The organism is Devosia enhydra (assembly GCF_900119845.1).
Taxonomy (GTDB): Bacteria; Pseudomonadota; Alphaproteobacteria; order Rhizobiales; family Devosiaceae; genus FPKU01.
The window spans coordinates 462,401-481,049 of the sequence record NZ_FPKU01000001.1; the positions used below are offsets into that span (position 1 = coordinate 462,401).

Annotated in this window: 23 protein-coding genes; 5 read left to right on the forward strand and 18 right to left on the reverse strand. The window is 66.4% G+C overall.

The features are described from left to right. From moaD to BT183_RS02340, 5 genes are all read right to left on the reverse strand, one after another. On the reverse strand, positions 1 to 252 hold the full coding sequence (moaD, locus tag BT183_RS02320) for a molybdopterin converting factor subunit 1 (RefSeq protein ID WP_072338788.1): 252 nt from the start codon (positions 250 to 252) through the stop codon (positions 1 to 3). Continuing rightward, positions 249 to 824, reverse strand: coding sequence for a CDP-diacylglycerol--glycerol-3-phosphate 3-phosphatidyltransferase (gene pgsA / locus BT183_RS02325; protein WP_072338789.1), 576 nt, complete (start codon positions 822 to 824; stop codon positions 249 to 251). The genes moaD and pgsA overlap by 4 nt, the downstream gene beginning before the upstream one ends. A 56-nt stretch (positions 825 to 880) precedes the next feature. Continuing rightward, a complete protein-coding gene (locus tag BT183_RS02330) occupies positions 881 to 1,951 on the reverse strand; it encodes a 3-deoxy-7-phosphoheptulonate synthase (RefSeq protein WP_072338790.1) in 1,071 nt (356 codons plus the stop codon). 248 nt (positions 1,952 to 2,199) lie between these two features. Then, positions 2,200 to 4,101: an excinuclease ABC subunit UvrC gene (gene uvrC, locus BT183_RS02335; RefSeq protein WP_244545237.1), complete on the reverse strand. Its 1,902-nt coding sequence runs from the start codon at positions 4,099 to 4,101 to the stop codon at positions 2,200 to 2,202. After that, positions 4,098 to 4,883, reverse strand: a complete 786-nt coding sequence (locus BT183_RS02340) for an SDR family oxidoreductase (RefSeq protein WP_072338792.1) — start codon at positions 4,881 to 4,883, stop codon at positions 4,098 to 4,100. The genes uvrC and BT183_RS02340 overlap by 4 nt, the downstream gene beginning before the upstream one ends. A 149-nt stretch (positions 4,884 to 5,032) precedes the next feature. Here BT183_RS02340 and BT183_RS02345 point away from each other — a divergent pair, with 149 nt between their 5' ends. Further along, positions 5,033 to 5,632 carry a hypothetical protein gene (locus BT183_RS02345; RefSeq protein ID WP_072338793.1) on the forward strand — a complete coding sequence of 200 codons (600 nt, stop codon included), beginning with the start codon at positions 5,033 to 5,035 and terminating at the stop codon, positions 5,630 to 5,632. A gap of 129 nt (positions 5,633 to 5,761) precedes the next feature. Continuing rightward, entirely contained in the window at positions 5,762 to 6,730 is a 969-nt protein-coding gene (locus BT183_RS02350) for a DMT family transporter (RefSeq protein WP_072338794.1), read from the forward strand. On the opposite strand, the gene BT183_RS20395 is transcribed toward BT183_RS02350, so the two are convergent. From BT183_RS20395 to BT183_RS02360, 3 genes are read right to left on the reverse strand one after another with little or no spacing between them, the layout of a single operon-like run. Continuing rightward, positions 6,645 to 6,875 carry a hypothetical protein gene (locus BT183_RS20395; RefSeq protein WP_143145622.1) on the reverse strand — a complete coding sequence of 77 codons (231 nt, stop codon included), beginning with the start codon at positions 6,873 to 6,875 and terminating at the stop codon, positions 6,645 to 6,647. The genes BT183_RS02350 and BT183_RS20395 overlap by 86 nt on opposite strands. Continuing rightward, positions 6,872 to 7,498 carry a uracil-DNA glycosylase family protein gene (locus BT183_RS02355; RefSeq protein WP_072338795.1) on the reverse strand — a complete coding sequence of 209 codons (627 nt, stop codon included), beginning with the start codon at positions 7,496 to 7,498 and terminating at the stop codon, positions 6,872 to 6,874. The genes BT183_RS20395 and BT183_RS02355 overlap by 4 nt, the downstream gene beginning before the upstream one ends. Further along, entirely contained in the window at positions 7,495 to 7,890 is a 396-nt protein-coding gene (locus tag BT183_RS02360) for a DUF2177 family protein (protein ID WP_072338796.1), read from the reverse strand. The genes BT183_RS02355 and BT183_RS02360 overlap by 4 nt, the downstream gene beginning before the upstream one ends. A 183-nt stretch (positions 7,891 to 8,073) precedes the next feature. Here BT183_RS02360 and BT183_RS02365 point away from each other — a divergent pair, with 183 nt between their 5' ends. Next, the gene (locus BT183_RS02365) at positions 8,074 to 8,514 is read left to right on the forward strand and encodes a hypothetical protein (RefSeq protein WP_072338797.1); all 441 of its coding nucleotides are present in this window, start codon (positions 8,074 to 8,076) and stop codon (positions 8,512 to 8,514) included. 27 nt (positions 8,515 to 8,541) lie between these two features. On the opposite strand, the gene BT183_RS02370 is transcribed toward BT183_RS02365, so the two are convergent. The 3 genes from BT183_RS02370 to BT183_RS20645 form a co-directional block, all read right to left on the reverse strand. After that, positions 8,542 to 8,754 (reverse strand): hypothetical protein, encoded by a 213-nt coding sequence (locus tag BT183_RS02370; protein WP_072338798.1) that lies wholly within the window; start codon positions 8,752 to 8,754, stop codon positions 8,542 to 8,544. A gap of 105 nt (positions 8,755 to 8,859) precedes the next feature. Beyond that, positions 8,860 to 9,321, reverse strand: coding sequence for an SH3 domain-containing protein (locus BT183_RS02375; RefSeq protein ID WP_072338799.1), 462 nt, complete (start codon positions 9,319 to 9,321; stop codon positions 8,860 to 8,862). Positions 9,322 to 9,414: 93 nt separating this feature from the next. Beyond that, the gene (locus BT183_RS20645) at positions 9,415 to 9,786 is read right to left on the reverse strand and encodes an SH3 domain-containing protein (protein WP_072338800.1); all 372 of its coding nucleotides are present in this window, start codon (positions 9,784 to 9,786) and stop codon (positions 9,415 to 9,417) included. Between the two features lie 700 nt (positions 9,787 to 10,486). Here BT183_RS20645 and greA point away from each other — a divergent pair. Beyond that, positions 10,487 to 10,969, forward strand: a complete 483-nt coding sequence (greA, locus tag BT183_RS02385) for a transcription elongation factor GreA (RefSeq protein WP_072341396.1) — start codon at positions 10,487 to 10,489, stop codon at positions 10,967 to 10,969. An 81-nt stretch (positions 10,970 to 11,050) separates the two neighbouring features. Further along, positions 11,051 to 11,539, forward strand: coding sequence for a hypothetical protein (locus BT183_RS02390; protein WP_143145623.1), 489 nt, complete (start codon positions 11,051 to 11,053; stop codon positions 11,537 to 11,539). A 74-nt stretch (positions 11,540 to 11,613) separates the two neighbouring features. On the opposite strand, the gene BT183_RS02395 is transcribed toward BT183_RS02390, so the two are convergent. The 7 genes from BT183_RS02395 to BT183_RS02425 all read right to left on the reverse strand — a co-directional run bounded on the left by BT183_RS02395 (position 11,614) and on the right by BT183_RS02425 (position 18,646). Further along, positions 11,614 to 12,282 carry a VIT1/CCC1 transporter family protein gene (locus BT183_RS02395; protein ID WP_210185452.1) on the reverse strand — a complete coding sequence of 223 codons (669 nt, stop codon included), beginning with the start codon at positions 12,280 to 12,282 and terminating at the stop codon, positions 11,614 to 11,616. A gap of 106 nt (positions 12,283 to 12,388) precedes the next feature. Then, positions 12,389 to 13,432 carry a sulfate/molybdate ABC transporter ATP-binding protein gene (locus BT183_RS02400; protein WP_072338803.1) on the reverse strand — a complete coding sequence of 348 codons (1,044 nt, stop codon included), beginning with the start codon at positions 13,430 to 13,432 and terminating at the stop codon, positions 12,389 to 12,391. 12 nt (positions 13,433 to 13,444) lie between these two features. Next, positions 13,445 to 14,359 carry a sulfate ABC transporter permease subunit CysW gene (gene cysW / locus BT183_RS02405; protein ID WP_084603198.1) on the reverse strand — a complete coding sequence of 305 codons (915 nt, stop codon included), beginning with the start codon at positions 14,357 to 14,359 and terminating at the stop codon, positions 13,445 to 13,447. Continuing rightward, entirely contained in the window at positions 14,352 to 15,212 is an 861-nt protein-coding gene (gene cysT / locus BT183_RS02410; RefSeq protein ID WP_072338804.1) for a sulfate ABC transporter permease subunit CysT, read from the reverse strand. Before cysT ends, cysW begins: the two co-directional genes overlap by 8 nt. Positions 15,213 to 15,215: 3 nt before the next feature. After that, entirely contained in the window at positions 15,216 to 16,187 is a 972-nt protein-coding gene (locus BT183_RS02415; RefSeq protein WP_244545274.1) for a sulfate ABC transporter substrate-binding protein, read from the reverse strand. 489 nt (positions 16,188 to 16,676) lie between these two features. Continuing rightward, a complete protein-coding gene (locus BT183_RS02420) occupies positions 16,677 to 17,765 on the reverse strand; it encodes an ABC transporter substrate-binding protein (RefSeq protein ID WP_072338806.1) in 1,089 nt (362 codons plus the stop codon). Between the two features lie 29 nt (positions 17,766 to 17,794). Then, positions 17,795 to 18,646, reverse strand: coding sequence for a nitroreductase family protein (locus BT183_RS02425; RefSeq protein ID WP_072341404.1), 852 nt, complete (start codon positions 18,644 to 18,646; stop codon positions 17,795 to 17,797). Positions 18,647 to 18,649: the final 3 nt, after the last annotated feature.

An 18,649-nucleotide genomic window follows, 5' to 3' on the forward strand; every position in this document is an offset into this window, starting at 1 on the left:
TCAGCCCCCCGTCATGGGTGGAAAGAGGGCGACGGTCGTTCCGCCTGCGAGCGGCGTATCATGCGACACGATGCGGGTGTCGATCGCGGCACGGATGCGGTTGGGCTTTTCGAAGGCCATGGCGAAAGCCTCGTCGCGGGCGCTGAGATGGGCGATGAGATCGCTCACCGTCACGACATCGGCCGGCAAGTCGATATCTTCCTCGGAGCGGTTGAGGCGCTCGCGCAGCCAGGCAAAATAGAGAATCTTCATGAAGTGCGTCCGTCGAGATGCGGCCAGCTGGCAATGAGATACTGGGCCCCGGTCCAGGCCGTCATGGCACCTGCGACCCACAGGAGCAGGGAAGCAACCGGATCGACGCCGGGAACCACCGCCTGCAGGATGATGGCGGCCAGCGCGGCGAGCTGGACCGTGGTCTTCCATTTGGCGAGGGCGGTGACCTTGACCACCACTTCGCGGGCGCCAAGGAACTCGCGCAGGCCCGAAACGAAGATCTCGCGCAGCAGGATGGCGAGGGCCGGCACGAGGTCCCAGCCCGAAAGGCTGCCATCCCAGGCGAGGATGACGATGGCTGCGCCTACCAGCAGCTTGTCGGCGATGGGATCGAGCATGCGGCCGAGCGGGGAGACGAGCCCGCTGCGTCGCGCCAGCCAGCCATCGAGCCAGTCGCTGGCGGCGGCAACGACAAAGAGAATCAGCGCGATCCAGCGCAACACATCGTCGCCCGCTGCGATCAGCACGCACACGACGGGGACCGCCGCGATGCGGGCAAAGGTGACGAGGTTGGGCAGGCTGGTCAGCTGCGAGGGGTGTCTGTCGGTCATGGCCGGAGGGAACAGGATTGCCCCCTCCGGGTCAAGTCATGATGCTGGTATGACAATCAGGCGACCTTGGCCGCCAGCGCCCGGCGCTCGGAAACCGCATCGGCCAGGGTTTCGAGCAAGGCGATGGAGGTATCCCAGTCGATGCAGCCATCGGTGATCGACTGGCCATAGACCAGCGGCTTGCCCGGGACGAGATCCTGACGGCCGGCCACGAGATTGCTTTCGACCATGGTGCCGATGATGCGAGTCTCGCCCCCGGCAATCTGGCGGGCGACTTCGGCCATCACCTTGGGCTGGTTGGCCGGGTCCTTGCCGGCATTGGCATGGCTCGAATCGATCATCAGGTTCGGTCGGTAGCCGGCCCGAACGACCTCGGCGGCGGCCGATTCGACGCTCTGGGCATCGTAATTGGGCGCCTTGCCGCCGCGCAGGATGACGTGGCAGTCAGGGTTGCCGGTGGTCGATGCGATGGCCGAGCGGCCGGTCTTGGTCACGGCCATGAAATGATGCGGATGGGCGGCCGCCTTCACCGCGTCGGCGGCGATGCGGACATTGCCGTCGGTGCCGTTCTTGAAGCCGACGGGGCAGGAGAGGCCCGATGCCAGTTCGCGATGGATCTGGCTTTCGGTCGTGCGAGCGCCGATCGCCGCCCAGGCCACGAGATCGGCGATGTATTGCGGGGTCGTCATGTCGAGGAATTCGCAGGCGGCCGGAAGCCCGAGATTGTTGACCTCGAGCAGCAGCGAGCGGGCTGTGCGCAGGCCCTGGTCGATCTCGAAACTGCCATCGAGATTGGGGTCGTTGATCAGCCCCTTCCAGCCGACGGTGGTGCGCGGCTTTTCGAAATAGACGCGCATGATGATCTCGAGCCGGTCCGCAAAGCGCTCGCGCTTGGCCAGCAGGCGGCGGGCATAGTCCATGGCGGCGAGCGGATCGTGGACGGAGCAGGGGCCGATGACGACGGCGATGCGATCGTCCTGCCCGGCGAGGATGTTGTGGAAGGCGTGGCGCGCCGCGATCACGGTGCGGGTGGCCATGTCGGTGCGGGGGAATTCACGCATCACGTCAATAGGCGTCGCCAACTCCCGGATGGCGTTGATGCGCAGGTCGTCGGTGGATTTCAGCATTGGGGTCGGCTCCTGGGTGGACCCGGAGGCGGCCAAAACAAAAGCCGCCAACTCGGGCTGGCGGCTGCTTTCGCGATTTGACTTGGTCCTGTCGTTAGATCAAGCGCGTCCTAGCTTCCGCCAGCGAGGGGGGATAGCTAAAGTACCAATAAAAGGTCGCGGCGGCGGTGATCATGGACCATACGCTAGCCCAAGCCCGAGACCCTGTCACGCGCAAAAATGCGCCTGACGTTACGAGACGAAGACCGTCAACCGCCCTTGTTGAAATGGTCGTAGACGATCTGCGCCATCTGGCGAGACACGCCGGGAACACCGGCAAGGTCCGAGAGCGACGCGCGGGACACCGCCTTGGCCGAGCCGAAATGATGCAGCAGCGCCCGTTTCCTCGCGGGACCGATGCCTTCGATCTCATCGAGCGGGTTCTTGGTGATGTCCTTCTTGCGCCGGGCGCGATGCGTGCCGATGGCGAAGCGGTGGGCTTCGTCGCGCAGGCGCTGGACGTAATAGAGCACCGGATCGCGGTGCGGCAGCATGAAGGCGTCGCGGCCATCGATGAAGAACTTCTCGCGGCCGGCATCGCGTTCCTCGCCCTTGGCGATGCCCACGAACATCACCTCGCGCGGCAGATCGAGCCCACGGACGACTTCAAGCACGGCATTGAGCTGGCCAGCGCCACCATCGATGAGCACGAGATCGGGCCAGTCGGGCATGCCGGTGGCATCGTCCTCGGCATCGGCTGCGCTCTCGGCGGCAAGACGCGAGAATCGCCGTGTCAGCACCTCGCGCATCATGCCGAAATCGTCGCCGGGGGTGAGTTCGGTATTCTTGATGTTGAAGGTGCGGTAGTGCTTTTTCGAGAGCCCTTCCGCTCCGGCGACGATCATGGCGCCGACGGCATTGGTGCCTGAAATGTGCGAGTTGTCGTAGACCTCGATGCGGCGCGGCGTATCGTCGAGCCCGAAGGCTTCGGCCACGCCCTCGAGCAGCGCCCGCTGGCTCTGGCCTTCGGCGAGCTGCCGGCCCAGCGCCTCGCGGGCATTGTCGAGCGCGTGCTTGACGAGATCGCGCTTTTCGCCGCGCCTTGGCACTTCGACATAGACCTTGTGGCCGGCGCGTGAGGAGAGGGCCTCCTCCACGAGCCCGTGCTCGGAAAGCTCATGGCTGAGGAGCACGAGGCGGGGCGGGGTGCGGCCCTCGTAGAATTGGGTGATGAAGGCCTCGAGCACCTCGGCATCATCGAGGCTCTGGTCGGCGCGGGGGCGGAAAGCGTGGTTGCCCCAGTTCTGGAAGGCGCGGAAGAAAAAGACCTGCACGCAGAACTGTCCGCCCTCGTGATGGATGGCAAAGACGTCCGCCTCCTCGACGGTGCGCGCCGTCGCATCGCCCTGGCTCTGGATGAGCGCGAGGGCGGAAAGCCGGTCGCGCAGCAGGGCGGCGCGCTCGAAATCCAGCGCTTCGGCGGCGGCGTTCATGTCGGTCGCAAGGTGGTCCTGCACGACCTTCGAGCGGCCAGAGAGGAATTCGCGGGCATCCGACACCAGCTGCGCATAGCCCTCTTTGGAAATTTCGCCCGTGCAGGGCGCCGAGCAGCGCTTGATCTGGTGCTGCAGGCAGGGGCGGGTACGGGTGGCGTAGAAACTGGCCGTGCAATTGCGCAGGAGGAACGCCTTCTGCAGCGCGGCGATGGTGCGCCCGACCGCCGTGGCCGACGCGAAAGGGCCGAAATAATGCCCAGGGCGACGCCGGCTGCCACGATGCTTGACCAGTTCGGGGGCATCGTGATCGGTTGCGATGAGGATATAGGGGAAGCTCTTGTCGTCGCGCAGCAGCACGTTGAAGCGTGGCCGCAGGCGCTTAATGAGGTTGGCCTCGAGCAGCAGGGCCTCGCTCTCGGTCTCGGTGCGCACGAACTCCATGCTGGCCGTGGCCGCGATCATCCGGGCGATGCGGATCGGGTTGCCTTCGGGCCTTGTGTAGTTGGTGACCCGCGCCTTGAGCGAGCGCGCCTTGCCTACATAGATGACCTCGCCCTCCGCATCGATCATGCGATAGACGCCCGGCGAAGCGGGCAGGGTGCGGACGAAACTCCGGATGACCTCGACGCCGGTGGCGACGGAGGCGGGCAAGGCGGGCGGGTCTGTGTCGGTCATTTGCGCGGCGTGGGGCCCTTGCGCTCGGGCCATTCGAGATGCTCGCCGCCATCGAGCGCCAGCAACTGGCCGGTGATGGCGGGGCTGTTGATGAGAAAGAGCACCGCCTGAGCGATCTCTTCGGGCTTGGCGCCACGCTTGAGCGGCAGGCGCTCGATCGATTCGGCGAAGCCCTTGTCGGTCTGGTGCGTGCTCTTGAGGGTGGGGCCGGGGCCGATGGCGTTGACCCGGATGCGCGGGGCCAGCGACTGCGCCAGTGTGCGCGTTGCCGTCCACAGCACGCCCTTGGAGAGGGTGTAGCTGAGAAAATCCGGAGTCGGGTGCAGCACGCGCTCGTCGATCATGTTGATGATCGCGCCCGGTACGCCCTCGGGCAATTGCGAGGCGAAATCGCGGGCGAGGAACAGGGGTGCTTCCGCATGGATGGCGAAATGGGCGTCCCAGAGCGTCTCGTCAAGATCGGCGACCGAATCGGGCTGGAACAGCGAGGCATTGTTGATGAGCGCGGTGACCGGACCGAAAGGCTTGCCCGCCTTGGCCATCAGCCCGGCGCGCGCCTTGCGGTCGGCGAGATCGGCTTCGACGGTCGCCGCCGCACCGCCCGCCGCTGCAATCTCGGCAACCAGCGCTTCGGCCGGAGCGGCGGAGGCCCGGTAATGCACGAGCACGGCAAAGCCCGATCGCGCCAAGGCCCGGGCGATGGTCGCGCCGATGCGATCGGCCGCTCCGGTAACGAGGGCGACGGGATGGTCGGCGCGGGCGGGAGAGGTGGCTTTGCTCATGGCTGGGTGCATCACTCGACTTGGGGCGACAATAGGCTTTTGTGGGCATGCGCCGCAATGCACCGGGCCCTCGCGGTGGCCGCGCCCGGCACTTGCCAGACACGGCCCGGGCATTGGACAATCGGACTTGAACGCGCGACGAGGCCCAGTTGATCACCCCCACCCATATGCTTGTCGCCGGAGTGCTCGTAGCGAGGCCCGCCGACAGGCCATGGCAGCAGGCCGCTGCCTGGTTCGGCGGCTTTTTTCCCGACATGTCCGTCTTTCTGATGGTCATCCTCGTGCGGCTGAGGGTCGTGGAGGCGCCCAATCTCTGGCGCGCGCCAGACGGGCTCTACTGGCAGGAGCCGTGGCAGGCCATTTCGGCGATCAGCAATTCCATCCCGATGTGGGCGGCGCTGACCGTCGCGGGCGCCTTCGCCGCTCGAAGGCTTGCGGGCCGATGGCAGCCCTTGGCGCATGGCCTGATGCTGTTTGCCCTCGGGGCGCTCTTGCATGTTCTGCTCGACCTGCCGGTGCATGCCGATGATGCGCATATCCATTTCTGGCCGTTCAGCGACTGGCGGTTTCATTCGCCCATCAGCTACTATCAGCGCGCTTTTCACGGCGAACTGGTCGGGATGATCGAGGCCGGGCTGGCGGTGGGGCTCGCGGCGCTGATCATCTGGCGGTTCCGCGCCTGGCCGGTGCGCCTGCTGGCTGTGGCACTGCTCGTTCCGCATGTGGCGAGCTACGGGTTTCTCTTTTGAGAGCCTATGCGGGTGACGGTCTCGGGACTCGTCAAGCCCGCCGCAACCGGCTAGGGCAGGGGCAAGGGCAACAGCCCGGGGCCTGAGGCGGCGAATCGCCCTGAGCCCATCGAGGAAGCGGATCTTTCGATGTCCATACCTGCCGCCGGCGCCAAGAGCGACAACATCGCGCGCGGCATCGTTCTTTCCGTCGTCGCCATCCTGATCTTCGGGTTGCAGGATGCGGCTACCAAGATGCTGGTTGAGAGCTATTCGCCCTTCCAGGTGACGATGATGCGCTATTGGGCCTTCGGGGCCTTTTCGCTCTGGCTGGTGTCGCGGCAGGGCCCGATTACGCGCGCTTTCGCGTCGAAAGTGCCATGGTTCCAGGTGGCGCGCGCCGTGCTGCTGGTCGCCGATATCTGGATGTTCTCGACCGCGACACGCACCGTGCCGCTGGCCGAATTGCAGGCGATGATCCTGATCTATCCGCTGTTGGTGACCCTGGTCGCCATTCCCATTCTCGGGGAGACGGTGGGCATCTTCAGGCTCTCGGCGGTGGGCGCGGGGCTCGTCGGTGCGCTCATCATCATCCGCCCCGGCTTCGTGCCGTTCGAGATCGGAGTGGCCTATGCGCTGCTCGCGGCGGTGTGCTACGCGCTCTATATCGCCTTTACCCGCCGGGTCGCGCGGGAGGACAGCACGGCGACCAGCATGGCCTATATGGGGCTGATCGGGCTCGTGCTGACCTCGGGCGTCGGCATCTTCTTCTGGACGCCGCTGGATGGGCCTGGAATGGCGCTGACGGCCTTCATCATGGTTTCCTCGGTTTCGGCGCACTGGCTGATGATCGAGGCGCTGACGGCGGCGCCGGCGAGCGTGGTGCAGCCGTTCAACTACATGGCGCTGCCCTGGGGCATCGTGTTGAGCTACCTGTTTTTCGGTCACCTGATCGATACCGTTGCGCTGATGGGCGGTCTGGTGATCGTGCTCGCAGGCCTGGCCGTGATGGCCCGCGAACGGCAGCTGGCGCTCAGAAGGGGTCGCCTCGCAGCCGACCTGCAAGCCAGAGGATCAACCCCGCCAGCACCACAAGAGCCGCCAGCGGCACGACGCTGAGGCTCATAAGCGCAGCGAGAAGGCCCAGAAAACCCTGGCTCAAGGCGGGCGGGAGCAGGCCCAGAAGGATGGCCGGCGCACCCGCGATGAGCAGCGCCACCAGCCCCCAGAGCATCAGCCCCTTGCCCCAGCGCATAAGCGTCATGGCGAGATCTCGGCGTGAGCCGGAAGCGGCAGATCGAGCGCCTCGGCGACCCTTGCCCGAAGCACGGGCAGCACATCGGCTTCGAACCACGGATTGCGCTTGAGCCAGCCGGTGGAGCGCCAGCTGGGATGGGGCAGGGGAAAAAATTCGGGCAGCACTTCGGCAAAGCGCGCGACAGTCTCAGTCATGGTGCGCCCCCTCGACATGCCGAGATAATAGCGCTGGGCGTAGAGCCCGACCAGCAGGGTCAGCCGGCGTTCACCCAGATGCGGCAGGATTTTCGGGTGCCAGAGGGGCGCGCATTCGGGCCGGGGCGGCTTGTCGCCTCCCTTGGGATCGACGCCGGGATAGCAGAAGCCCGAAGGGACGATGGCGATGCGGCTCTCGTTGTAAAACTGCTCGGGCGGCAGGGCCAACCACTGGCGCAGGCGCTCGCCGCTGCGGTCGTTCCACGGAATGCCGGTTTCGTGCACGCGGGTGCCGGGCGCCTGCCCGACGATGAGGATGCGCGCCGTCGGGGCGACGCGCACCACGGGACGCGGCCCCAGCGGCAGGTGCTCGGCGCAGAGCGTGCAGGCGCGGATATCGGCGAGAAGGGCGTCGAGCGGTTGTCGATCAATCATGCAAAGCGGCTGGCTATCCACACGCCTCCTGCGGCGGTGACAGCGCTCAATATCGTGCCCCAGGCCATGTCCACAAGGGCGACCGCGGGGGTGAAGCCGCGCACCGTCGAGAGATTGGTGAGGTCATAGGTGCCATAGGCGACAAAGCCGAGCACTGCGCCCAGCGCCGCCGCCTTCCACACATCGCCCTCGGCAGGCGCCGCCACCAGGATGACGAGGCCCGCCACATAGGCGAGGTAGAAACCCGCGGCGATGATGAAATTGGGCTGGTCGAGCAGCAGTGTCCCCAGCTCCCGCTTGTAGAAGCGCGGGCCCATGGTGGAAAGCCAAGCGAAATCGAGGGGGAAGAAGATCAGCGCGCAGGAGGCGTAGAGCACGAGATATCGGGTCACGGGTTATTCCTTGCGCATGTGCTGCGTAATCAACTTACGCGGAGCCAAGTGGTGCCGGATCACCGCGCGATCGTTGCATCATACGGCGACCGGCATCGGCGGGGACAGGTGCTGCTTACCGCGAAAGGTTGAACCGGGCGGCGATTGCGGGCATGTGTGATGCCCAGCCAAAGGAGTGCCGCCATGACGTACCTGCTCGCTGCCGCCGCAGGCCTCTTGCTACTCGGCTTCATCGCCAACGGGCTGATGCGCGGCAAGCGCGGCACGGAGCGGGAGGCGCTCGCCGCCAGGCGCGCCGATGCCTATATCGTCACCATCAGGCGGGGTGGCGCGCATCCCGACCTGGCCGACATGACCGACACCGAACTGCGCGACCTGCTGATTTCGGGGGCGCGCAATTTCCGCATCCAGACCGAGCGGCGCATCCAGGTGCTGATCGGGGCTGCGGGGATTGGCTTTCTCGCAGCTATCGTCGTGGGGACGATGGAAGGCGTGCGCGGCTTCGGCATCGCCATCGTGGTGGCGGCTGTCGCGGTTTACGGCATCAACGAATTCATGAGCCGCCGCATCCGCGCGCCGCTCGAGCGCCTGGGGCTCGACCCCGAGCGCCTGCGGGTGGAATGACGGCGGCGCGATGTATACTCGCAGCGCTCAGTAGCGCCGCATCTTGCCGACCATGAAGACGATGCAGCCGGCAAACACCAGCGCGATCGGCGCGATCACCATCGCCGAGAGCAGATTGGGGTCGAGATGCACGCCGGCATGTTGCGGGCCCGACAGGGTGGAGAGGCCGAAGCGCTCCAGCATGAAGAGGCCGAGGCCGAACAGGATCAGGCCATAGGCCCAGCGCATATAGGGTTTCATCGAACGCTCCGTAGCGACGGCGTAGACATAGGCGGGGCAGGGCTCAAGAACAAGACGCCGCCTCCTTGAGGAAGCGGCGTCTCGTGTGGTCAGGCGAAAACGGCTTTAGTCGCTGACGCAGAACCGGGCATTGGCGCCGCCGAAGCAGACCTGGTTGCGGTCCCAGCGGTTGTCCCAGCGCCGATCCCAACGGTCGTCCCAGCGGCGATCGCGGCGATCATAGCCGTCCCAGTAGCGCGGCGGGGCGGGGCGATAGATCGGCGGACGCGGGGGCGCCGGGCGGTACACGGGCGGACGGGGCGCCGCGCCGCCGCGGGCAAGATAGCTCGCCGAGACCCAGCCATCCGGACCCGGCCGGCTGATATTGCACCAGCTGCCCTGGCAGTATTCGATCTCGACCCGCTCTCCGGGGCGCAGGGTATCGACGACGCGATAGCTCGTGCTCGGCCCGGTGCGGACATTGACGCTGCCGGTGGCTACGGCAGGGGCGGCAAAGCTTGCGGCCGATGTTGCGATGATGCCTGCCAGTGCCAGACCGGCGGCGATGGCGGTGCGTTTGAGCGTCATGGAGAATCTCCCTGATGGCTTGTTGATGATAAGCAAACGACCTCAGGGGCGCAGAGTTGCCGATTGCGGCTGAACCTTGGATGAATGCGCGGTTCAGCAGAACGGATCGAAGCTGCCGCAGGGCATCAGTCCCCAGCCGCGATGTCCGCGCTGGTCGCGGAACAGGGGATCGAGCAGGGGCACGGGGCTGACCCGCTCCTTGGCAGCCATGCCGACGAGATAGGAGCCGCGCACCCAGCCCGACCCCTCGATCCGGCACCAGGCCTGGCCGCGGGTGCACTCGGCAAGCAGCACCGACTCGCCATTTCGCACCCTGTCGATGACGCGGTAATCGCTGCCCGGCCCGGCATGCACTGCAAGATTGCCCGTGACGCGGGCCACGGGCGGGCTCAGCTGCGCCAACGCCGCGCCGGCGGGAAGGATTGTGAGGGCGAAGGCCGCAAGGGCTGTTCTGAACATGCGCATGGGGTTTTGCCTGCGGCACGATCGCGGCGGAATGGTGGCAGCCGGATGCGCCGGCAGGGCGTGGCCCATCCGGGTTCCGGGAGAGGTTGGGCGGCCCGGCGAGGCGGTTTGCCTCGAAGCGGGTGGTCCGCAGTGTGGTGAGACTTGCGCCTCGCCGGGTGTTCGGGATTTTTGGCTTGATCGGGATGCGAACGGGGCGTTTGGGCTATGTCCCCGGGTCCCGGGAGTGTTGAGCCCCCGTCCTGGCCTTGGCCCTCTGGCCATACGCATCATCGACGGCCTGCAGGCCCGCGACCGGCCCCGCACCCGCATCCCACCCCGATCGTTCGTCGCGACACCGCCCGGGTAGGAGATGAGGCGCATTATGGGGGCGGTTGGTGGGGGTGGGGATAAGTTGGGGATGGGGGTGGGAACGCAGGAGCGAGATAGCGCTGCGAGTGGGAAGGGGCGTTCGGCGTGCCCGGTCCTCGTCCTTCGAGACGCCCCTGTGGGGCTCCTCAGGATGACGACCTTCCTTAATACCGGAAGAGCGCCACTGCGCCGAGCCATCCGCGCAGAGCGCGCGGTCCTCCGGTCGTTTGGAAGCCTCAGCATCAGAACCTCGTCACTCGCGATGGCGTCCTGCACGCCGTCGCAGGTCTTGCAACCCACGTGCATCATCGGCATTGACGCGGCAAAGGGTGGGACGGAGGAGAGCGCGGTGAGTGTTGCTTTTACCAAGGAAGACAGCGCCGAAACGGCGGCCGAGACGATCCTGCCCGACAGGACGATACCCGAGGGGCCGAACCTTGTGACCAGGGAAGGCCTCGCCGGGCTCGAGGCGATGCTGGCGACGGCGCGCAGAGCCTATGAGGCGGCGATGGCGATCGAGGACGTCAATGAACGGCGCCGGCAGGCCGCGGGGCCATTGCGCGATATGCGCTATTTTTCCGAACGGCTGCGGACCGCGCAGCTGGTGCCGCCGCCCGTCGACGCCGAACGGGTGGCGTTTGGCAGCATCGTTACAGTCGAGCGCGAGGATGGGCGGGTGCAGACCTATCGTATCGTGGGGGAAGACGAGGCGGACCCGCGCGCCGGCACGATTTCCATCGGCTCACCCATGGCGCGGGCGCTGATGGGCAAGGTCTTGGGCGAGGAAACGAGCGTGGCCGGAGCGTCGGTTGTAATCACGGCTATTGCCTGAACGGCGCCCGGCAACCGCGATGGCAAGGAAGTGTTAGGGGATTCGGGTGCGCAGTGCGCCCGTCTCGAATTCGGAGCGACCATGCGCTTACTCGTTGCCGCCGTCCTTAGCCTGATGCTCGCCACCCCGGCCGCTGCCCAATGGCAGTATGAGGATGCGCCCACCCCGATCGCCTATGTCGACAACGGGCCGGCGCTGTTCCAGTTCGCCTGCCGCGGGGGTGAGTTGACGATGGGTTATTGGGTGCGCAGGCCCCATGAGACGGTGGCGCGCGCGGGGCTCGCCAGCCTTGCGATAACGCCCGATCCCGCTGCGGGGAGCCGGGTGGCGAGGGGCGACGGGTCGAGTTTTGCCGAAGACATGCCGCTCATCCACCTCGATGGCTCATCGGTAATCGTGCGGGGACCGGTGGCCAGGGATTGGGCGCGCATCGCCCAAAGGGCGCGCGCCGAGATGCGCATCACTTTCCTGCCGTCCGGGGGCAGCGGACTGGAGATGCGCGACGCCAATGTCTTCGGCGCGCGCGGTTCGAACGCCGCCATCGCCCAGGTGCTGGGCCGCTGCGGGTGAGGCGTGACGGACGCGTTTCGCCACCGCCTTGAGCGGGTGAAACGCTGCTGGTCGGGTTTCCCGACAAAAGGCCCCTAGGCCGCAACGCCAAAAATGGCGCCGATGCTGGCCGTCGCCGCCATTGCGATGGCGCCCCAGAAGGTGACGCGGATGGCGCCCCGGACCAGACCCGCGCCGCCTGCTGATGCCCCAAGGCTGCCCAGGACGGCGAGGCCGACAAGCGTGGAGCCGGCTACGATCCATCCCACCTGTCCGGTGGGCGCAAAGAGGGCGACGAGGATGGGCAGCACCGCGCCGGCCGCAAAGGTCAGCGCGGAGACGAGCGCCGCCTGTACCGGACGGGTCTCGATGGTCTCGGAAATGCCGAGCTCGTCGCGGGCGTGGGCCGCCAGCGCATCCTTGGCGGTCAGCTGTTCGGCGACCTGGCGGGCAAGGGCGTAATCGAGCCCGCGCGCCTGGTAGATGCCGGTCAACTCGTCGAGCTCGCCGGCCGGATCGCTGCCGAGCTCGGTCCGCTCACGAGCCAGGTCGGCCTGTTCGGCATCGGACTGCGAGCTCACCGACACATATTCGCCGGCCGCCATCGACATGGCACCGGCAACGAGCCCCGCAAGCCCGGCGATCAGGATGGCCTGATGGTCCGAACCCGCCGAGGCGACACCCACCACGAGGCTCGAGGTTGAAACGAGCCCGTCATTGGCGCCCAGCACGGCGGCGCGGAGCCATCCGATGCGATGGACCATGTGAAGTTCGCGATGCGTCAGCCTGCTCAAGACCCTGTCCTCCGGCACTGCCCGCCCCGAGGGACAGGCTAGCCGGTTTTTCGGCAGGAGGCCATGCAGCCGCCGATCAGGCCGCCACCGGGTCGAACAGCCGGAACCGCTTGGGCCGGAAGGCGATGCGGCTGCGTTCGCCGGCCGGGTGATCGAAGGGCAGGTCGATCTCGACCTTGTGGTCGTTTCCGCCCACGGCCAGTTCGATGCGCCGCGTGCCCCCCACCCGCCGCGCGCCTGTGACGACCCCGGCGATGGCCGCATTGCCTTCGGCAAGCTCGACATCATGGGGCCGGAAGAACAGCCGCGCATCGCCCGACACCCGGTCGGGCGCGGGGCAGCCGATGGCCCGCCCACCCACCCAGAGCTCGCGGTTATCGACGGTGACCGGCAACTGGCTCGATTCGCCGATGAAGCCGAAGACGAAGGGCGAGGCGGGTGTATCGTAGACCGCGTCGGGGGTGCCGACCTGTTCGATGCGGCCCTTGCTCATCACGCAGAGCCGGTCGGCGAGTTCGAGCGCCTCCTCCTGATCATGGGTGACGAAGACGGTGGTGTGGCCGGTGCGATCATGAATCTCGCGCAGCCAGCGCCTGAGGTCGCGCCGCACCTGCGCGTCGAGCGCCCCGAAGGGCTCATCGAGCAGCAGCACAGCGGGCTCGATGGCCAGGGCCCGCGCCAGGGCGACGCGCTGCCGCTGCCCGCCCGACAGCTGGGTGGGATAGCGCTTTTCAAGGCCGTTGAGCTGCACGAGCTCGAGCAACTCCATCGCCTTGGCGCGGATGGCCGAGGCTTCGGGCCGCGTGCTGCGGGGCCTCACCTTGAGACCAAAGGAGATGTTCTCGAGCACCGTCATGTGCCGGAACAGGGCATAGTGCTGGAAGACGAAGCCGATATTGCGCTCCTGCACGGTCTTTTCCGAGGCATCCTCGCTGCCAAAGAAGATGCGGCCGGAGGTGGGGCGCTCGAGCCCGGCGATGAGGCGCAGCAGCGTCGTCTTGCCCGAGCCCGAGGGACCGAGCAGGGCGATGAGTTCGCCCGAGCGGATATCGAGCGAAACATCGTCGAGCGCGGGGAAGCGCTCGAACGACTTGCGAACCGACTTGATGGACACGTCCATGGCGTGATCTCCCTAATGACCGCGACGCGTGGCGGCGAGTTCATCGCCGTAGCGCCACTCGAGCAGCGATTTGACCACCAGCGTCACGAGTGCCAGAAGCGCCAGCAGCGACGCCAGGGCAAAGGCTGCCAAGGCATTGTATTCGTTGTAGAACATTTCGACCTGCAAGGGCATGGTGGTAGTCTGCCCGCGGATCTTGCCCGAGACGACTGCGACCGCGCCGAATTCGCCCATGGCGCGGGCGTTGCAGAGCAGCACGCCATAGAGCAGGCCCCATTTGATGTTGGGCAGGGTGACGCGCCAGAAGGTCTGCCAGCCGCTGGCGCCCAGCGAGAGCGCCGCCTCCTCGTCGCCCGTGCCCTGGGCCTGCATCAGCGGGATGAGTTCGCGCGCCACGAAGGGGAAGGTGACGAAGATGGTGGCGAGCACGATTCCCGGCACGGCGAAGAGCACCTCGATGCCATTGGCCTTGAGGAACGGACCGAGCGCGCTGCCGGCGCCGAACAGCAGCACATAGACCAGCCCCGAGATAACCGGGGAGATCGAGAAGGGCAGGTCGATCAGCGTGGTGAGGAAGGCCTTGCCCTTGAACTCGTATTTGGCGATGGCCCAGGCCGCCGCGACGCCGAAGACGAGGTTGAGCGGCACCGATATCGCCGCCACCAGCAGCGTGAGCTGGATGGCCGAGCGCGCGTCGGCAATCGAAAGGGCATCGATATAGGCGCCGATGCCACGCCGGAAGGCTTCGGCAAAGACCGCCCAGAGCGGCAGAACGAGCAGCAGCGCCATGAAGGCGATTGCGGTGCCGATGAGCAGCCATTTGACGAGCGGGCTCTCGCTGGTGGCGCTTTCGCGCTGCCACGCCCCGGCGCGGGCTGGCGCTATGGGCGGATGGGCCCCGAACCGCACGGAAGCGGGATCAGTCATGACCGAACCTCCTGCGGCTCCAGGCCTGGATCAGGTTGATGATGAACAAGAGCGCGAACGAGATCAGCAGCATGATCGAGGCGATGACGGTGGCCCCGACATAGTTGAACTCCTCGAGCCGGATGACGATGAGCAGCGGCGCGATCTCGGACACCAGCGGAATGTTGCCGGCAATGAAGATCACCGAGCCATATTCGCCCACCGCCCGGGCGAAGGCCAGCGCGAAGCCGGTGAGGATCGCGGGAGCGAGAGCCGGCAGCATGATGCGGCTGACGGTCTGCCAGCGGCTGGCCCCCAGCGTCGCGCTCGCCTCCTCGATCTCGACGGCGAACTCCTCGAGCACCGGCTGCACCGTGCGCACGACGAAGGGCAGCCCGATGAAGATCATGGCGATGACGATGCCGATGGGCGTGTAGGCGAGCCGTATGCCGAAGGGCGCGAACAGCTGGCCGATGATGCCATTGGGCGCATAGATCGCCGTGAGCGCGATGCCTGCGACGGCCGTCGGAAGGGCAAAGGGAAGATCGATGATGGCATCGAAGATGCGGCGGCCCGGAAAGCGGTAGCGCACCAGCACCCAGGCGATGAGTGTGCCGAAGACGACGTTGACTGCCGCTGCGATCAGGGCATTGACGAAGCTGACCCGCAGCGCACCCAGGATGCGGGTATCGGTGGCGGCTGCGATGAAACCGCCAAGACCGAGCCCGCTGGCACGCAGCGCAAGCCCGATCAGCGGGATGAGGATGATGAGCGAGAAGTAGACGATGACGAAGCCGAGCGTCAGCCCGAAACCCGGGATGACGCTCGGCTGCCGCCATCGCCATTTCGCCTTGGGCGGAATGGCGATCTGCATGCTTCAGTTACCGGTCGGCACGTAGATCTGGTCGAAGATGCCGCCGTCCCCGAAGAAGGCCGGCTGCGCTTCGCGCCAGCCGCCGAAATCGGCAATCGTCACGAGGTTGACGTTCCCGAAGCGGGCGATGTCCTCGGGATCGGCCGCATCCGGACGGAAGGGGCGGTAGTAGTGCTTGGCGGCGAGCGCCTGGCCTTCATCGGAATAGAGATAGTCGAGATAGGCCTGGGCAACGTCGCGCGTCCCCTTGCGATCGACATTGCCATCGACGATGGCGACCGGGGGCTCGGCCAGGATGGATACCGACGGGGTCACGATGTCGAAGGCGTCGGGCCCCAGTTCCTCAAGCGCCAGATAGGCTTCGTTTTCCCAGGCGAGCAGCACGTCGCCGATGCCGCGCTGGACGAAGGTGGTGGTGGAGCCGCGCGCGCCGGTATCGAGCACGGGAACGTGGCGGTAGAGTTCGGTGACGAATTCCCTTGCCGTGTCGTCGGAGCCGCCCGGCTGCGCCTTGGCCCAGCCCCAGGCGGCGAGGAGATTCCAGCGCGCCCCGCCCGAAGTCTTGGGATTGGGGGTGATGACCTCGACGCCATCCTTGATCAGGTCGCCCCAATCCGCGATGGCCTTGGGATTGCCCTTGCGCACGAGGAACACGATGGTCGAGGTGTAGGGCGCGTTGTTGTTCTCGAGCTTGCCGCGCCAGTCCTCGGGAATGAGGTCTGTGGCATCGGCGATGGCGTTGATGTCGCTCTCGAGCGCGAGCGTGACGACATCGGCCTCGAGCCCGTCGATGACCGTGCGGGCCTGAGACCCCGAACCGCCATGGGTCACCTGGACAGCCACGGTCTTGCCGGTCTCCTGCTTCCAGTGGGCGACGAACGCCTCGTTGAACTCGCGATAGAGCTCGCGGGTGGGGTCGTAGGAGACGTTGATAATCGTCTGGTCCTGCGCCCTGACCGTGGTGATGAAGCCCATCCCCAGCGACGCCAGAAGTGCGCTCAGTGCCAGAACCCTGACTGTCTTGGTGTTCATCATAACCCTCCGTTGCGATTGCCCGGATACACTACTTGTTCAGTCGGGATTAGGAAGGCATGGGTTTGTGCCATGCGGGCCGCTTGAGACATTCCGTCCTCCGGGAGCGGCCCGGTGCGAAAAAGCGGCGTTGATGGGGTGGGAATGGGGTGTTTTGGTGGGGGGTGAGGGGTGGCGCGGGGGCGACGGCAGGTGCATGGGATGCGCAGCGTCGATAACGAAACTGGATTCCGGCTTTCGCCGGAATGACGCCGTGGGGTGGGAATGACGCCGTGGGGTGGGAGTGACACGGTGGGGTAGGAGTGGACGCGGCGGGGGTGGCGGGACCATGCAGGGGGCGCGGATGCCGCTGTGTGGCGGGGGCACCCTTGCCGGTCCCAAAGCAAACGGGACGCCCGAGGGCGTCCCGCGTGGGGTGGGTGGCGAAGTCGCTCAGAGGGTGGCGTGGGCTTCTTCGAGATAGCTCGGATCGGCCCATTGCGAGATGTCGAAATCGTTCCTGATGTATCCGTGCGCGATCAGGAAATCCTTCTCGATGGCGAGGCCGGCAAGGTTCTGCGGATCGAGATTGGGCACGAGGTCGTAATTGCGCAGCGCCTTGGCGATCTCGCGCGCATCCGGATAGATGGTGGTGCGCAGGAAGATCTCGGCGGCGGCATCGGGGTTGGCGTTGATCCAGCGACCGGCGCGGATATTGGCGCGGATATAGGCCACCACGATGTCGCGGTTGGCCTCGGCGAACGCCTTGCTGACGGCAAGGGTACGGGGCGCGTTGGCGATGCGCAGCGTCCAGTCGGGGTAATTGTCGAGGTCCTCGATGACCTTGAACAGGCCGGTGCGTTCGAGCACGGCGGCGTTGCCCACCGAATAATCGTAAAGCGCATCGATGCGGCCATCGAGGAGGGCCTTGGCCTCGAGGGTGCGCACGCCGCCCGCGAGCCGGTTCCAGCCATCGCGCGACTGCGCCCAAACGCCGCCCGGACGATTGGCGGGCGCCTCGTCATGGGCATCGGCGTCTTCGACATCGACCCATTGCACATCGTCGCGCTTGAGGCCGTGCACCTTGAGCGTGGTCAGGATGCCGTGCTCGGTGGTGGCGCGGCGATGGTCAATCTTGCCGTCGTTGCGGCTGGCATAGATGCCGAAGCGATGCCCCTTGAGATCGCCGACGCGGAAGAATTCGCTGTCTGCCCGCACGATGATCTTGCCGGCCGGCTGGGCCTGGGTGAGCCCCAAAAGCACGGTGGGACGAAGATCGGCATGCGACCAGATCGCCGGGCTGTTGCCGCCATCGCGGATCAGCCGGTCTGAATCGTGATTGTAATGGGCTTTCCAGATGCCGGGCTCGGCGATCGACCGCAGATAGGTGGCACGCGCCCCGACCTTGGCCAGATTGTCCTCGATCCAGCCCAGTTCGAGGGCGACGTTCGAAGCCACGAGCACGGGGCAGATCGTGTAGATCAGCTCCCTTGTGGCGGTGCCGCCGGGAACGACGGATTTGGGATCCACTGCAATACCCATTCTAGTCTCCTTTTGAAGAAGGGTTGAAGTCAGGCGAGCTTGAGGCCGAGGCGGCGCAGTGCGGTGCCGACACGGTGACGACCTTTCAGCGCCGCCGCGGTGCCGACGCGATCGGCGACCTGGCGCGTCCAATCGATCGAACGCATGCCCTGTCCGGCCTGGAAGAGGCGCAGACGCTCGTTGTAGGTCGAGAGCTCGGCATCGGCCTGATGGGACGAATAGACCTCGCGATGGACGATGGCCTGCTGGGGCAGCCGCGGCTTGACGGCGGTGGTGACCGCCGGATCGGGGATCCCCACGGTCAGCCCGAAGACGGCGAAGGATTCTGCGGGCAGCCCAAGCTCAGCTGCGACGGCGACCGGATCGTTGCGCAGCGCCCCGATGAAGCAGGAGCCGAGCCCCAGACTTTCGATGGCGATGGCGGCCGATTGCGCGGCCAGTGCGGCGTCGATCACCCCGATCAGGACGCTTTCGAGATAGTCGAGACCGTCTCCGGGCTGGCCGTTGTCGGTGGCGATGGCCCGGAGCCGCCCCAGATCGGCGATCCAGACGAGAAGGACGGGCGCCCGGGCGATGTGCGACTGATCACCCGCGAGCGCATTGAGCCGGGCCTTGCGCGCCGGATCGGTGACCGCGACGATGCTGAAGGCCTGGAGGTTCGACGAACTGGCCGCCGATTGCGCTGCCGCCACGATCGCCTCGAGCGCCCCATCGGGCAGCGGGGCAGCGGTGTAGTGCCGGATGCTGCGCCGGGATAAGATGAGATCGATCACCGGATTGGTGAGCGCATGGCGGGGCTCGGCGCCGGCATAGCGGGCCGCAAGCGGCGCGGTTGCTAAACCGGTATCGGGCAGACGTGCGGAGAGGGTGGCGGAGGTCATGGC

Bases quoted from the DNA above. Each gene is read 5' to 3' on its own strand.
- BT183_RS02400 (WP_072338803.1), bottom strand. From the start codon at position 13,432: ATGGACGTGTCCATCAAGTCGGTTCGCAAGTCGTTCGAGCGCTTCCCC.
- BT183_RS02425 (WP_072341404.1), bottom strand. From the start codon at position 18,646: ATGACCTCCGCCACCCTCTCCGCACGTCTGCCCGATACCGGTTTAGCA.
- BT183_RS02365 (WP_072338797.1), top strand. From the start codon at position 8,074: ATGACGTACCTGCTCGCTGCCGCCGCAGGCCTCTTGCTACTCGGCTTC.
- BT183_RS20645 (WP_072338800.1), bottom strand. From the start codon at position 9,786: ATGCGCATGTTCAGAACAGCCCTTGCGGCCTTCGCCCTCACAATCCTT.
- BT183_RS02330 (WP_072338790.1), bottom strand. From the start codon at position 1,951: ATGCTGAAATCCACCGACGACCTGCGCATCAACGCCATCCGGGAGTTG.
- uvrC (WP_244545237.1), bottom strand. From the start codon at position 4,101: ATGACCGACACAGACCCGCCCGCCTTGCCCGCCTCCGTCGCCACCGGC.
- pgsA (WP_072338789.1), bottom strand. From the start codon at position 824: ATGACCGACAGACACCCCTCGCAGCTGACCAGCCTGCCCAACCTCGTC.
- moaD (WP_072338788.1), bottom strand. From the start codon at position 252: ATGAAGATTCTCTATTTTGCCTGGCTGCGCGAGCGCCTCAACCGCTCC.
- BT183_RS02395 (WP_210185452.1), bottom strand. From the start codon at position 12,282: ATGGTCCATCGCATCGGATGGCTCCGCGCCGCCGTGCTGGGCGCCAAT.
- BT183_RS02355 (WP_072338795.1), bottom strand. From the start codon at position 7,498: ATGATTGATCGACAACCGCTCGACGCCCTTCTCGCCGATATCCGCGCC.
- BT183_RS20395 (WP_143145622.1), bottom strand. From the start codon at position 6,875: ATGACGCTTATGCGCTGGGGCAAGGGGCTGATGCTCTGGGGGCTGGTG.
- BT183_RS02375 (WP_072338799.1), bottom strand. From the start codon at position 9,321: ATGACGCTCAAACGCACCGCCATCGCCGCCGGTCTGGCACTGGCAGGC.
- BT183_RS02340 (WP_072338792.1), bottom strand. From the start codon at position 4,883: ATGAGCAAAGCCACCTCTCCCGCCCGCGCCGACCATCCCGTCGCCCTC.
- BT183_RS02390 (WP_143145623.1), top strand. From the start codon at position 11,051: ATGCGCTTACTCGTTGCCGCCGTCCTTAGCCTGATGCTCGCCACCCCG.
- cysW (WP_084603198.1), bottom strand. From the start codon at position 14,359: ATGACTGATCCCGCTTCCGTGCGGTTCGGGGCCCATCCGCCCATAGCG.
- BT183_RS02370 (WP_072338798.1), bottom strand. From the start codon at position 8,754: ATGAAACCCTATATGCGCTGGGCCTATGGCCTGATCCTGTTCGGCCTC.
- BT183_RS02350 (WP_072338794.1), top strand. From the start codon at position 5,762: ATGTCCATACCTGCCGCCGGCGCCAAGAGCGACAACATCGCGCGCGGC.
- cysT (WP_072338804.1), bottom strand. From the start codon at position 15,212: ATGCAGATCGCCATTCCGCCCAAGGCGAAATGGCGATGGCGGCAGCCG.
- BT183_RS02420 (WP_072338806.1), bottom strand. From the start codon at position 17,765: ATGGGTATTGCAGTGGATCCCAAATCCGTCGTTCCCGGCGGCACCGCC.
- BT183_RS02415 (WP_244545274.1), bottom strand. From the start codon at position 16,187: ATGGGCTTCATCACCACGGTCAGGGCGCAGGACCAGACGATTATCAAC.